The sequence below is a fragment of the Algoriphagus aquimarinus genome, from assembly GCF_007997215.1.
GTDB classification, from domain to species: Bacteria; Bacteroidota; Bacteroidia; order Cytophagales; family Cyclobacteriaceae; genus Algoriphagus; species Algoriphagus aquimarinus_A.
Map to the genome: position 1 here is coordinate 56212 of NZ_VORW01000011.1, position 14960 is coordinate 71171.

The 14960-nt window shown below is 41.0% G+C and carries 5 protein-coding genes; 2 read left to right on the forward strand and 3 right to left on the reverse strand.

From position 1 onward, the window contains the following. Positions 1 to 32: 32 nt before the first annotated feature. A complete protein-coding gene (locus tag ESV85_RS14895) occupies positions 33 to 7586 on the reverse strand; it encodes a gliding motility-associated C-terminal domain-containing protein (RefSeq protein WP_146918915.1) in 7554 nt (2517 codons plus the stop codon). Between the two features lie 437 nt (positions 7587 to 8023). On the opposite strand from ESV85_RS14895, the gene ESV85_RS14900 reads away from it, so the two are divergent. Together ESV85_RS14900 and ESV85_RS14905 are read left to right on the forward strand one after the other, a co-directional pair. Then, the gene (locus tag ESV85_RS14900) at positions 8024 to 9460 is read left to right on the forward strand and encodes an aldehyde dehydrogenase family protein (protein WP_146918916.1); all 1437 of its coding nucleotides are present in this window, start codon (positions 8024 to 8026) and stop codon (positions 9458 to 9460) included. A 2-nt stretch (positions 9461 to 9462) separates the two neighbouring features. After that, positions 9463 to 10338 carry an alpha/beta hydrolase gene (locus tag ESV85_RS14905; protein WP_191322025.1) on the forward strand — a complete coding sequence of 292 codons (876 nt, stop codon included), beginning with the start codon at positions 9463 to 9465 and terminating at the stop codon, positions 10336 to 10338. 42 nt (positions 10339 to 10380) lie between these two features. Here the strand turns inward: ESV85_RS14905 and ESV85_RS14910 are convergent, their stop codons facing one another. Both ESV85_RS14910 and ESV85_RS14915 read right to left on the reverse strand, forming a co-directional pair. Beyond that, entirely contained in the window at positions 10381 to 11727 is a 1347-nt protein-coding gene (locus ESV85_RS14910) for a PhoH family protein (RefSeq protein WP_146918920.1), read from the reverse strand. Between the two features lie 180 nt (positions 11728 to 11907). Continuing rightward, the gene (locus ESV85_RS14915; protein WP_146918922.1) at positions 11908 to 14847 is read right to left on the reverse strand and encodes a DEAD/DEAH box helicase; all 2940 of its coding nucleotides are present in this window, start codon (positions 14845 to 14847) and stop codon (positions 11908 to 11910) included. Positions 14848 to 14960: the final 113 nt, after the last annotated feature.

Here is a 14960-nt window from a genome sequence, read left to right on the forward strand (position 1 = left end):
CTGTCTATTTTCTTCCTGTCCGCAGACGTATCTTAATTACTCTTTATTACTTGTATCCAACCTTTGTACACGTGTGGCTGACCTGCTTTATCAATAGCTGTCAACACGTAGAAGTAAGTGCCAGCCGCTTGTCCTGGAGCATTCCAATCATTTTGGTAATTCTTCTTTTCAAATACATGATCACCGTACCTATTAAATATAGTAATCTCAGTGCTAACAAATATGTTAATCCCTTCAATTTCAAATGTATCATTGTCTCCGTCATTATTTGGAGTAATCACATTCGGTATGTGGAATGGTTTAATTGTATTTACATCATCATCCTGATTATTTGAATCATCAGTATCATCTTCTTCAGATCCAATAATCACTGTATTTGTGATTGTACCTGGCGTTACTGCATTTACCTTCACTCTAATTGTGATGGTAGCATTAGCTTCCAATGCTGGAATCGTCCAGGTAATCGCACTTCCAGACACATTATCATTTACTGTCGCATTCGTACTGTTTCCAGTTACAGTGTTGCTGATATAAGTCACCCCAGCAGGAAGATTATCTGTCACAACTACATTCGTCGCAGGCGTATCTCCATTGGTGATAACGATTTCGTACTCAAATTCGTCACCTTCAAATATTTCAGCCTCAAAGGATGTTTTTGTTACGCTAAGATCTACTTGATCATTCAATAATCTGAATACTACTAGTGCATCATCACTATTGGAAGGATTAGCCACCTCACGAAGTGTATACTTTAAGGTATATTCTCTTGCCTCATTCACTCCTGGGATCAAGTTCAATTCCCCATTTTCATCGATCAACAGACCTATTATTCCGTCAAGCTCAGTGAATTCGAAGTCAACATCCGCATCGTCAGGTCTTACACCATTCAATAAATCATTATCAAGGATGTTACCCAGTCTACCACCATAGCTTAGGAAGTAGGTTCCAAAGGCATCATCGTTTGCAATGATCTGGTTGTTTGATACTCCTACTGTCTCACTTGCCTCTTTTTCAATAGTTTCATCATTTGGCAGGGTTGCTTTTACCGTTGCTACGTTCAAGATGGATTCTTTCTGAAGATCAGAATCTGTAACAGTATAGCTTGTCTCCTCTGATTTAACCTCTCCTGGAAGTAAAGTGCCTATGTTCTTATCTGATAATCCTGTCATCAGATCGGTAATAGTCACATCAGTCAATGTTGAATTTCCAGTGTTGGTAACTGTTAAAGTGTAAGTGATCACTTGACCAATTTCTTTAACCTCAGTAACATCAGCTGTTTTAACGAATTGGATTGCACAATTAAATATTGTCAATGTGACTGGAGTTCTAGTCGAACTTACACAACCAGTCTCATCATTTACTGCCTGAGCATAGTATGTTACGTTTCCAACAGCATTCAAGCTAGGATCAGCTACTTCGTTTCCTCCTGTTGGCGCATCGTACCAAACTAAGCTAAGTCCTTCGCCAACATTAGCTGATGCTGTCAAAGCTACCATCTGATCCTGAAGACACTCAACTTGGTCTCCATCACTAGTAGGCGCTACTGGTGATAACGGCGCTGGAGCAACTGTGTAGTCTGAACTGATCACACAGGTTGTGCCTATTGTTCTCGCATATACCGTACCTGAGTTGTTAACTTCTGATGTAAAGCTACCATCTGTAATAGTGGTACTGAAGCCTGAATTTAAGGAGTATTCTACTCCATCAACCGCAGTGAACGTGATCGCTACTGTAGTCGCATCACATGTTGGTGCAGGGACTGTCAATACCGGTGCTGTTGGTGTTACTGGTGCTGGAGCTACTTGGAAAGCTGAAGTAGTTACACAAGTAGTACCTGTTGTTCTCGCATATACAGTTCCTGTGCTGTTCACAGCCGCTGTAAAGCTGCCATCAGTGATCGTAGTACTGAAGCCTGAATTTAAGGAGTATTCTACTCCATCAACTGCAGTGAACGTGATCGTTATTGTTGTCGCATCACATGCTGGAGCAGGGACTGTCAATACCGGTGCTGCTGGTGTTACTGGAGCTGGAGCTACTGAATAACCTGAACTAGTTACACAAGTAGTACCTGTTGTTCTCGCATATACAATTCCTGACCTGTTTACAGCCGCTGTAAAGCTACCGTTAGAGATAGTAGTACTGAAGTCTGAATTTAAGGAGTATTCTACTCCATCAACTGCAGTGAACGTGATCGTTATTGTTGTCGCATCACATGCTGGAGCAGGGACTGTCAATACCGGTGCTGCTGGTGTTACTGGAGCTGGAGCTACTGAATAACCTGAACTAGTTACACAAGTAGTACCTGTTGTTCTCGCATATACAATTCCTGACCTGTTTACAGCCGCTGTAAAGCTACCGTTAGAGATAGTAGTACTGAAGTCTGAATTTAAGGAGTATTCTACTCCATTAGCTGCAGTAAATGTGATCGTTACTGTGGTCGCATCACACAGTGGAGAAGGAACTGTCAATACCGGTGCCGCTGGTGATCCTGGTGCTGGAGCTACTTCGTAACCAGAGCTGATCACACAAGTAGTACCTATAGTTCTCGCATATACTGTTCCTGTGCTGTTTACAACCGCGGTAAAGCTGCCCTTAGCGATCATAGTGCTAAAGTCTGAATTCAAGGAGTATTCAACACCCTGCTCAGTAGAGAACGTGATTATTACTGAAGGGGCATCACACGTTGGAGCAGGAACAGTCAATATTGGTGCTGTTGGTGTTACTGGAGCTGGAGCAACTTCGAAGCCTGAGCTGATCACACAAGTAGTACCTTCTGTTCTCGCATATACAGTTCCTGAGCTGTTTACATTTGCTGTAAAGCTACCATCAGTAATCGTAGTGCTGAAATCTGAATTTAAAGAGTATTCTACTCCATCAACTGCAGTGAACGTGATCGTTACTGTTGTCGCATCACATGCAGGAGCAGGGACTGTCAATACCGGTGCTGTTGGTGTTACTGGAGCTGGAGCTACTTGGAAAGCTGAACTGCTTACACAAGTAGTACCTTCTGTTCTCGCATATACAGTTCCTGAGCTATTTACATTTACTGTAAAGCTTCCATCAGTGATTGTAGTGCTGAAGTCTGAATTTAAGGAGTATTCTACTCCGTCAACTGCAGTGAACGTGATCGTTACCGTAGTCGCGTCACATAATGGTGCTGGGACTGTCAATACCGGTGCTGCTGGTGTTACTGGAGCTGGAGCTACTTCGTAACCAGAGCTAATCACACAAGTAGTACCTTCTGTTCTCGCATATACAGTTCCTGAGCTGTTTACATTTGCTGTAAAGCTTCCATCAGTGATCGTAGTGCTGAAGTCTGAATTTAAAGAGTATTCTACTCCATCAACTGCAGTGAACGTGATCGTTACTGTCGTCGCATCACATGCTGGAGCAGGGACTGTCAATACCTGTGCTGCTGGAGTTACTGGCGCTGGAGCGACTTCGTAACCAGAGCTAATCACACAAGTAGTACCTTCTGTTCTCGCATATACAGTTCCATTACTATCAACTTCAGCATCAAAGCTGCCATCAGTAATCGTAGTGCTGAAATCTGAATTTAAGGAGTATTCTACTCCGTCAACTGCTGTGAAGGTAATTGTTACTGTAGTCGCATCACACGTTGGTGCAGGTACATCAAGTACCGGTGCTGTTGGTGTTACTGGAGCTGGAGCTACTTCGTAGTCTGAACTGATCACACAAGTTGTGCCTATTGCTCTCGCATATACAGTTCCTGAGCTATTTACATTTGCTGTAAAGCTACCATCAGTTATCGTAGTGTTGAAGTCTGAATTTAAAGAGTATTCTACTCCATCAACTTCAGTGAACGTGATCGTTATTGTTGTCGCATCACATGCAGGAGCAGGTACATCAAGTACCGGTGCTGTTGGGGTTACTGGAGCTGGAGCTACTTGGAAAGCTGAACTAGTTACACAAGTAGTACCTTCTGTTCTCGCATATACAGTTCCTGAGCTGTTTACATTTGCTGTAAAGCTTCCATCAGTGATCGTAGTACTGAAGTCTGAATTTAAGGAGTATTCTACTCCTTCAAGTGCAGTGAAGGTAATTGTTACCGTAATAGCATCACATAATGGAGCTGGGACTGTCAATACCGGTGCTGCTGGTGAACCTGGAGCTGGATCTACTTCGTAGTCTGAACTAATCACACAAGTTGTGCCTATTGTTCTCGCATATACTGTCCCTGTGCTGTTTACAGCTACTGTAAAGCTACCATCAGTGATCGTAGTACTGAAATCTGAATTCAAGGAATATTCTACTCCCTGATCAGGAGTGAACGAGATTGTTACTGAAGGGGCATCACACGTTGGAGCAGGAACAGTTAAAACTGGTGCGGCTGGTGTAACTGGAGCTTGAGCTACTTGGAATGCTGAACTGCTTACACAAGTAGTACCTTCTGTTCTCGCATATACAGTTCCTGAACTATTTACATTTGCTGTAAAGCTTCCATCAATGATCGTAGTGCTGAAATCTGAATTTAAGGAGTATTCTACCCCATCAACTGCAGTGAACGTGATCGTTACTGTAGTCGCATCACATGCAGGAGCAGGGACTGTCAATACCGGTGCTGTTGGTGTTACTGGTGCTGGAGCTACTTGGAAAGCTGAACTGCTTACACAAGTAGTACCTTCTGTTCTCGCATATACAGTTCCATTACTATCAACTTCAGCATCAAAGCTGCCATCAGTGATCGTAGTGCTGAAATCTGAATTTAAGGAGTATTCTACTCCATCAACTGCAGTGAAGGTAATCGTTACTGAAGTCGCATCACACGTAGGTGCAGGGACTGTCAATACCGGTGCTGTTGGTGTTACTGGAGCTGGAGCTACTTCGTAGTCTGAACTGCTTACACAAGTAGTCCCTTCTGTTCTCGCATATACAGTTCCTGAGCTATTTACATTTGCTGTAAAGCTACCATCAGTAATCGTAGTGCTGAAATCTGAATTTAAGGAGTATTCTACTCCGTCAACTGCAGTGAACGTGATCGTTACCGTAGTCGCATCACATGCAGGAGCAGGTACATCAAGTACCGGTGCTGTTGGTGTTACTGGAGCTGGAGCTACTTCGTAGCCTGAACTTGTTACACAAGTAGTACCTTCTGTTCTCGCATATACAGTTCCTGAGCTGTTTACATTTGCTGTAAAGCTGCCATCAGTAATCGTAGTGCTGAAATCTGAATTTAAGGAGTATTCTACTCCGTCAACTGCAGTGAAGGTAATTGTTACCGTAGTTGCATCACATAATGGAGCTGGGACTGTCAATACCGGTGCTACTGGTGAACCTGGAGCTGGAGCAACTTCGTAGTCTGAACTGATCACACAAGTTGTTCCTACTGTTCTTGCATAGACAGTTCCTAAGCTATTTACATTTGCTGTAAAGCTGCCATCAGTGATCGTAGTGCTGAAATCTGAATTTAAGGAGTATTCTACTCCATCAACTGCAGTGAAGGTAATCGTTACCGTAGTCGCATCACATGTTGGTGCAGGGACTGTCAATACCGGTGCTGTTGGTGTTACTGGTGCTGGAGCTACTTCGAAAGCTGAACTGCTTACACAAGTAGTACCTTCTGTTCTCGCATATACAGTTCCTGAGCTGTTTACATTTGCTGTAAAGCTACCATCAGTAATCGTAGTGCTGAAATCTGAATTTAAGGAGTATTCTACTCCATCAACTGCAGTGAAGGTAATCGTTACCGTAGTCGCATCACATGTTGGTGCAGGGACTGTCAATACCGGTGCTGTTGGTGTTACTGGTGCTGGAGCTACTTCGAAAGCTGAACTGCTTACACAAGTAGTACCTTCTGTTCTCGCATATACAGTTCCGGAGCTGTTTACATCTGCTGTATAGCTGCCTTCAGTAATCGTAGTGCTGAAATCTGAATTTAAGGAATATTCTACTCCATCAACTGCAGTGAAGGTAATCGTTACCGTAGTCGCATCACATGTTGGTGCAGGGACTGTCAATACCGGTGCTGTTGGTGTTACTGGTGCTGGAGCTACTTGGAAAGCTGAAGTAGTTACACAAGTAGTACCTGTTGTTCTCGCATATACAGTTCCTGTGCTGTTCACAGCCGCTGTAAAGCTGCCATCAGTGATCGTAGTACTGAAGCCTGAATTTAAGGAGTATTCTACTCCGTCAACTGCAGTGAACGTGATCGTTACTGTAGTCGCATCACATAATGGATCAGGAACTTCTAACACCGGTGCTGTTGGTGTCACTGGAGCTGGAGCTACTTGGAAAGCTGAGTTGCTTACACAAGTAGTAGAACCTATAGTCCTTGCATATACCGTTCCTGAACTATTTACATTTGCTGCAAAACTACCGTTAGTGATTGTAGTGCTGAAATCTGAATTTAAAGAGTATTCTACTCCGCTAGCCGCGGTAAATGTGATTGTTACTGTTGTCGCATCACATGTTGGTGCAGGAACTGTCAATACTGGTGCAACTGGTGTCACTGTGGCTGGAGCTACTTCGAAAGCTGAACTGCTCACACAAGTCGTACCTTCTGTTCTTGCATATACCGTTCCTGAGCTACTTACACCCGCTGTAAAGCTGCCTTCCGCGATCGTAGTACTGAAATCAGAATTTAAAGAGTATTCTACTCCATCAACTGCAGTGAACGTGATCGTTACCGAAGTTGCATCACACAATGGCGTAGGAACTGTCAATACCGGTGCAGCTGGTGAAATTCCGTAAAGCGTAACCGTCTTTTGAATTGATTTGACAATACCACCACTAGTTACCTGTAGAGTAACTTGATAAGAATTAGCTGATCCAAAATCTACATTTTGTGGATCAGAAGCTTCCGAGGATGCAGGAGTACCTCCAGTAAATGACCAAGAATAAACATAATTCGCAGGATTTCCGCCAGTTGTCAAATTCTCAAAATCTACTGTGAAATCATTACAATTAGTTTCAAAATCAAAATTTGCTACTAGAGGAGTGTTTACAATCAATCCAGTTGGATTATAATAACACTGAGAATTTTGAAGTCTTGGGGTACAGTTTCCATCACCGGCATTACCAGTCGTCCAAGTCATGTAGATGTTTTTGATTTCTATCTTCTCACCATAATTCCAATTAAAATCATCGAGAAAGTAAAATAGCCCATCTTGAGTAGGAACTTTAACTCCACCAAATAAACAAAGGGTACGAGTGGCTCCGGTCTTTACACCATTAATAAATACATCGAATTGCGCATACAAATTGTATGCGTTGTTAGTACTACCACCATATTTTACAAAAATCTTTCCTGGAACGTTATCTCCAAGCTCTAATCCAACTGGATCAAATGGAGCTGGAAAGGGCGTTCCGTCTAATTGACGAAACTGAATTTCCGCAATATTTACGTTGTTCTGAGGACATCCAGGAGGATTTAACGGATCAATTACGATGGGAATAGTCCCTATAATTTGACCCTGAGAAAAACCCGTTGACGGTAAAAGAAAACTAGACGCCATGAAAAAAAGCAACAGGAGAAGTCCTGCAGAGCGATCTATCTTTTTAATCCCTTCCAAAAATCCACCTTTGGGTGGCTGGGAGCTGAATTGATAATTGGATAACTGGTCCATATCGGTATTATTTAAAATTTTTTGCTTTCGTAAACCTGTTTTCTATATGGGATCGTTTTTAGTTGGCTTTTTAGACGCCTAAAAATTTTCCTTTTTCCTTCAAAATTCTACCTAAAAGTTCGATGTGATTGCTTAAAATGATCGAGTTAAACTTTGGTATTATTAATTATGCCCTAAAAATACACTTTTATGGCTTTCATATCCAAACATTTACGCAAAATATTTTTACGTAATGCGTTTTTTTTTATGTGAAAATATTTTTAAGTGGGTTGAAAAGTAATTTTAACCTGTTTTATTCCTTGCAAAACCCCCTAGAATTTCACCCAAAGCCATCTAATTATTAAATCTCTATTTGACTAGTTCAAATTCTAACAAAAAAACATTTGTACCTTAATTACTCCTACAGCCTCCTATTCAAAAAATTAAGCCTTATAGAAATGCATAGTCCCTCCACCCCTGCACCAAACGATATTGACCTTAAACATCTTTTTGAAAGCCAGCACTTAACCTCCACTTCATGGAGGACTTCCTCTACCGCTGACAGAATAGTTAGGCTAAAAAAAATTGGAGTGTGGATAAAAAACCACCAACAAGAAATTCGCGATGCCTTAAAAAACGATTTTGGCAAACCTGAACCAGAAACTGACCTCAGTGAAATCTTTCCTGTTACAGCTGAAATCAATCACAGTATCAAAAACCTGAAGAAATGGATGACTCCTAAATCGGTCTCAACTCCTCTTCCAATGTTTGGGACTTCTGGCAGTATTTATATTGAACCCAAAGGTAGGTCCTTGATCATTGCTCCATGGAACTACCCTTTCAACCTTTCAGTCGGTCCCTTGATTTCTGCGTTGGCGGCAGGGTGTCCTGTGATTCTCAAACCTTCTGAGATGACTCCTCATACATCGGAACTGATATCGAAAATGATTTCTGAGCTTTTCGATCCTAGTGAAGTAACTGTCGTTTTGGGTGGCATAGAAACATCACAAGCCTTACTAAAGCTTCCTTTTGATCATATTTTTTTCACGGGTAGTCCTTCGGTTGGAAAAATCGTCATGAAAGCAGCGGCAGAGCACCTTAGTTCTGTGACTTTGGAATTGGGAGGGAAATCACCTGCGATCGTAGATGAAGACGCAGATTGCAAAGATGCTGCTGAGAAGCTGATTTGGGGAAAATATGTCAACTGTGGGCAAACCTGTATCGCACCGGACTATCTTTTGGTCCATGAATCCAAGCTAGAAAACCTCTTTTTGGAAATGAAAGTCGCACTACAGAAAATGTACGATCCTCACTTTAAAGGAATCGATAAATCTCCCGATATGGCCCGTATAATTAATGACAAACATTTCAATAGACTGACAAAAAATATTGAAGACGCATTATCTAAAGGAGCTCAACTTGTTTTTGGTGGAAATAGCGATCAACACACACATTATATAGAACCAACTATTTTAAGTAATGTAACTGATGAAATGCTGGTCATGGAAGAAGAGATTTTTGGTCCAATTCTCCCAGTTATATCATATACCTCCTTAAGTGAGGCTATTGCTTATGTCAATTCAAAACCAAAACCACTAGCACTATATTTCTTTGGGAAGAATTCTGAACAAACAGAAAAAGTACTTCATGAGACAAGTTCAGGAAACGTGGTCATCAATGATTGTGTACTGCATTACCTACACATGCAATTGCCTTTTGGGGGAGTAAATAATAGCGGAATAGGCAAAGCACATGGATATTATGGTTTTTTAGCCTTCAGCAATGAAAAAGGTGTGCTAAAACAGCGTGTTGGGTTAAACAATGTGACGCTACTAAGACCTCCTTATGGGATCAAAGCAAAGCAAATCATTGCCTCATTAATCAAATGGTTTTAAGCATGTTCAAGAATATAAATAATCTTTTATGGAAATCACTTGTCTCCATCCTGATCATCTGCTCCATATGGAGCTGTGGCTCGAATATAGATGAGTCCCCAAACGGTGCACTTGCAGCTTTAGACTTGTTTGATCAATCTTATGGAACGGAGCAAAACCAGATTTTTGACATTTATTTACCTGCTGGAAGGTCTATTGCAAAAACACCACTCCTTATATATATACATGGTGGGGCTTGGGTAGAAGGGAGTAAAGAAGAATTTAATCAGTTCAAGCAAGCATTATCAGCAGTATTCCCAGAGTATGCTTTCGTGTCGATAAATTACAGATTGTACAACTTCAACATGGGAATAAATAAATTCCCAGCCCAAGAAAATGATGTACTGGAAGCCATCAACTTTATTCAAAGTAAAACCATTGACTGGAATATTTCTGACCAGATAATCCTCGCTGGCGCAAGTGCCGGAGGGCATTTGGCTTTATTACATACCTACAAACATCCATCTATAGGTAAGGTCAAAGCGGTGATTGCTTTCTTTTCACCTACTCAGCTAGCCGAATTATATGACTTTAGCTACTTCACTCAGACCGGTTTAGGCGGAATGCTGGGAGGAAGCCCCAAAGATCAACCCGAAGCTTATGCCGCTTCCAGCCCAATTACATATATTGATAGCAAATCAGTTCCTACGATCTTTTTCCATGGAACCTCAGATATCATAGTACCTATTTCACAAAGCCAGCTATTGAAAAAAGCATTAATTGATGCAGGCGTGAAGTATGAATTTACAGAAGTGCCAAATCAGGGGCATGGATTCACCTTAGATACTTATCCTGGTTTATTTCAGCAAGCTGCAAAGTTCGTTAAGGAACAAATGTAAAAAGGCTCCGATTGAAGCCTTTTTACATTTCGTTTAATCTTTTTAAAGAAGTTCATTCGCCAGATTTGCCAACTCTGATCGCTCTCCTTTTTCTAGTTTGATATGAGCATAAAGCGGATGGTCTTTTACCCTATCTATCAAATACGACAAACCATTCGACTGTGAGTCCAAGTAAGGCGTGTCTATCTGAAACACATCTCCAGTGAAGATGATCTTCGTATTCTCTCCCGCTCTCGAGATAATCGTCTTGATTTCATGCGGAGTCAGGTTCTGTGCTTCATCCACGATAAAGAAGATATTTGACAGTGAACGTCCTCGTATATATGCCAATGGCTGAATCACCAACTTCTCCTGATTGACTAGCTCAGTGATCTTCTGAAATTCCTTATCCGTTTCCTTGTATTGGTTTTGGATGAATTTCAGATTGTCCCAAAGTGGCTCCATGTATGGATTCAGCTTGGATTTGATATCTCCCGGCAAATACCCAATATCCTTATTGCTCAAAGGAACAATAGGCCTAGCCAAGAAAATCTGCTTATACTCTCTTCTTTGCTCCAAAGCTCCCGCCAAAGCCAGAAGCGTTTTACCCGTTCCTGCTACTCCTTGTATAGAAACTAAACGGATATTTGGATTGGTGATCGCGTGCAGGGCAAAAGTCTGCTCGGCATTTTTAGGCTTTATATTATAAGCCAACTTTTTATCAACTCGCTCAAGAATACTCTCATCCGAATTGTAATAAGCTAGAACTGAATTCTTGTCACTTTTGAGGATATAATAAGCATTAGACTTTCTTTTTCGTGTTCCTAAGACTGTCTTTGCGTCAATAAATCCCTGCTCATACAGCTTATCAATATGCTGTGGGTCAATATCATCAAGAATATATTTCCCTGTATTCTCGAGCTCAGTGATATTCTTAATCTTTCCAGTCTCATAGTCCTCAGCAAGTAAATCAATGGATTTGGCCTTTAAGCGAAGATTAATATCCTTGCTTACCAAGATTACTTTTCTACCCTTTTCGTGCTGCTTGAGGTACAAGGCACAGTTTAGAATCTTATGATCATTCTTTTCCTCACCAAAAATCTCGTTGGCGTTGATCTGATTCTCCGGGTTCATCAGTACCCTAAAATTCCCCTTGGTCTTCCCATTCAAAGGAGTCCAATTATGAATCATATGATCCTGAGAGAGTTTATCCAGTAATCGGATAAATTCGCGGGCTTCAAAATTCTTGGTGTCATTGCCTTTCTTGAACTGGTCAAGCTCCTCTAGCACTGTGATCGGAATGACCACATCGTGCTCGGCAAAGTTCATTATGGAGTTGTGTGCGTAAAGGATCACCGAAGTATCCAGCACAAAGATTTTCCGATCTTTATCGGACTTGGCTCTAGGCATGCGCAGGTAGTGTAGTGGAACTATGTTATTTAATTTAGAAAAATAATTGGGCTATTGTCAAAGTTTAGAAAAGAATTTATGGTTAATTAAATGTGACCATTCTCTATGCTGTTGACTATCAATCCAATAAAAAAAGGGCGGAATTTATGGTTCCGCCCTTTTTTGAAAAATCATACTTTTTTAATCCAGTAATGCTGCAATATCATCCTGGCCAAGACTTTTCATAAAGCTTTCCTCCGTATTTATCAGCTCTCCAGCAAGTGCTAGTTTGCGATCCTGAAGAGCCATGATTTTCTCTTCCACCGATCCGCGAGTGATAAATTTATAGATGATGACCTTATTTTCCTGTCCGATTCTATGTGCTCTATCAATTGCTTGCGCCTCCACAGCTGGATTCCACCATGGATCAAGTAAGAACACATATTCTGCTTTGGTCAAATTCAAACCTACTCCACCAGCTTTTAGTGAAATTAAGAACACCTTAATATCTTCGTTTTCCTGGAATTTCTCAACCTGAGCCTGACGGTCTTTAGTGCTTCCATCTAGGTAGGCATAGGGAATCCCTTCTTTCTCGAGGTATTCCTTCACGATGCCTAAATGCCTTACAAATTGACTAAAGACTAACACTTTATGCCCTTCTGAAATAGTAGATTGAAGCATGTATGTCACATCTTCCAACTTACCTGATTCACCTTCATAGTCATCTCTGACTAGTTTTGGGTGATTGGCAATCTGACGAAGCTGGGTAAGACCGCGAAGTAATGTGAATTGCTGATTATTTCTACCGGTACTCTGGATATCAGAAATAATCTTCTCCCTGTAATAGTTCTTAACCTCTTCGTAAACCTCCTCTTGCTCAACCGTCATATCAGAATACTTCACGTTAGTGATTTTCTCTGGTAGGTCTGTTGCTACTTGAGATTTCAGTCTTCTAAGGATAAATGGCTTAATCATCGCATGGAGCTTAGCAGATTTATTTGCGTCACCTTGCTTTTCAATAGGCAGTAAAAACTGCTTCTTAAACGAATTCTGATTGCCCAATAATCCTGGATTGATAAAATTCATCTGCGACCAAAGGTCCATCGTACTATTTTCTACAGGAGTACCTGTCAAAATCAACTTTTGCTTGCTCTTTAGCTGATTTACAGCTGCCGCAATATTACTCCCAGGATTTTTGATTGCCTGAGATTCATCCAAAATGATATAGTTGAAGTAAAAGCCTTTCAGCACCTCAACATCCAATCGGGTAATTCCATAGGATGTCAATACCAAATCATATTCACCAAATCTCCACGGATCTTTGATACGCTGAGTACCCGAATAAACCAGAATTTTCAATTCAGGAGTAAACTTCCTTGCCTCAAGTTCCCAGTTATAAATCAGGGAAGTTGGCATCACCAAGAGCGAGGTTAAACCTGGATTTTCCTCCATCTCATGAGCTAGCAATGCAAGCGTTTGGACAGTTTTACCCAAGCCCATATCATCTGCTAAGCATCCACCGAACTTAAACTCATTCAGAAATCTAAGCCAATTGTATCCCGCATGCTGATAAGGACGTAATGTGCCCTCAAAGCCTCTTGGCAAAGTATATTCTTCAATAGACTCGAAATCTCTAAGTCTCTCCAGCTTCCTACTCAACGTGACCTGAACAAGATTGCCGATCTCCATCTCTCTGGCCAGAGCCAAATGATGCTTGCGCAACACCATGGAGTTCTCATCTCCACGATCTTCCATGAAGTTGAAAAGCTCTGAGTAATTCACAAACCAAGATGCTGGAATCACTGCAATTTCACCATTCGGCAATTCGAATTCGGCTTTACCTTGTAGCAAAAGCTTTCTTAGCTTCGCAAAAGGCACCAAGTAAATCCCAAACTTGATTAGTGCCTTGACGTCAAACCAATCAATATTTTCATTGACTTCTATAGAAATCTGTGCCTTACCTATATTATAAACCTTTCCTTTGGAATTCGGCTTTTGGACGATCTTGATTTTCTCGGTTTCAAGAAAGTCTTCATTTTCACCGATCCACTCAAAGGCTTCAGTCTTCGGCAAAGTATCTTTACCTATTTTGAACTCAAGTCCCTTATCACGAAGTAATTTTAGATAGGCTTTTTCTTTTTGAGTACTACGAATCGTCTTATAAAAAGTATAGCTATCCTCTCCTTCCTCTAGTCTTACAGATGCTCCATGCTTTTCAGAACTTGGTGTCTGCACAGGAAAATCAATATTTCCGTACTTGAACCGTAGCTCGAAAGCAATTTTATCCTCTTCTAGCTTTTCCCCATCTTCTCCAAAGAGATTCTTGCCTGATCCTCCAGGCAAATCACTGATGTTGATAAAAACCTCTGGTGTGCCACGCTCTATATTAATATCAAAACCAACTGACTCCACATCAAACTGCGAAATCAAATTAGCCATAAAACCACGGTAGTAACTTGGCTCAATACGTTTGTCGATGACAATAAATTTTTTGTTCAAAAAAGCTCTGAGCTTCTTCCCATCAATCCCTTTCTCAAAATGGAATAGCTGACCTGCCACAACCAGCCATCCTGGCTCATTACTGATGAAATAGCCATTCTTGTACTGCCAATCGAGTTTTTCACCTTTGAATTTAATCGTTGGCCAATAATGTGTGTTTTCCTCATTTTTATGAAAATGAAAAAGAACACTAGCACGTTCTGCATTAATGGTTATTTCTTTCCAGACTGGATTACCATCACTTCCCATTTCGAAAAGCCTTTTACCAATAAGCAAAGGCATTATTTTGGAACGCTTCTTCTCAATCACTTCCTCTATGGCATCCTGTGTCTTTTTATCTTCCGTCTTAGGGTCAAAGATTTTCTCGAGGTATTGCTTGGGGCGGATATTTCCTCTTTTAATAAAGGGCTTCACCACCACTTCAGGGCTCATTGAATCCATGATTTTTATCAAATCATAATCCGCCTTATTCAATCCTGAGTCAAATTCGCTAGCATTTGCAGAACTAATATTTTGATAAGCCAGAGAAAGCCTTCCTTGAGGATCTATCTGTACTACAAAAGATTCTATCAGGAGGCCTAGGGATTCGTGGCTGTAAATAGAATAAACTATCTGAAAAGGTTTATCAGAATCAACTATCATATAATTATCGGAATGACAAAACTTCCACAAGTTTAGGATTAAGCAAAAGGAAGTAAAGCCGGGGTTAAGTATCCCAAAAAAGGGAAAAGCAAGTTGCAAATTACAAAAAATAC

What these genes read in the sequence shown, in the direction of transcription:
- ESV85_RS14895 (WP_146918915.1), bottom strand. Translation starts at nt 7,586, where the DNA reads ATGGACCAGTTATCCAATTATCAATTCAGCTCCCAGCCACCCAAAGGT.
- ESV85_RS14900 (WP_146918916.1), top strand. Translation starts at nt 8,024, where the DNA reads ATGCATAGTCCCTCCACCCCTGCACCAAACGATATTGACCTTAAACAT.
- ESV85_RS14905 (WP_191322025.1), top strand. Translation starts at nt 9,463, where the DNA reads ATGTTCAAGAATATAAATAATCTTTTATGGAAATCACTTGTCTCCATC.
- ESV85_RS14910 (WP_146918920.1), bottom strand. Translation starts at nt 11,727, where the DNA reads ATGCCTAGAGCCAAGTCCGATAAAGATCGGAAAATCTTTGTGCTGGAT.
- ESV85_RS14915 (WP_146918922.1), bottom strand. Translation starts at nt 14,847, where the DNA reads ATGATAGTTGATTCTGATAAACCTTTTCAGATAGTTTATTCTATTTAC.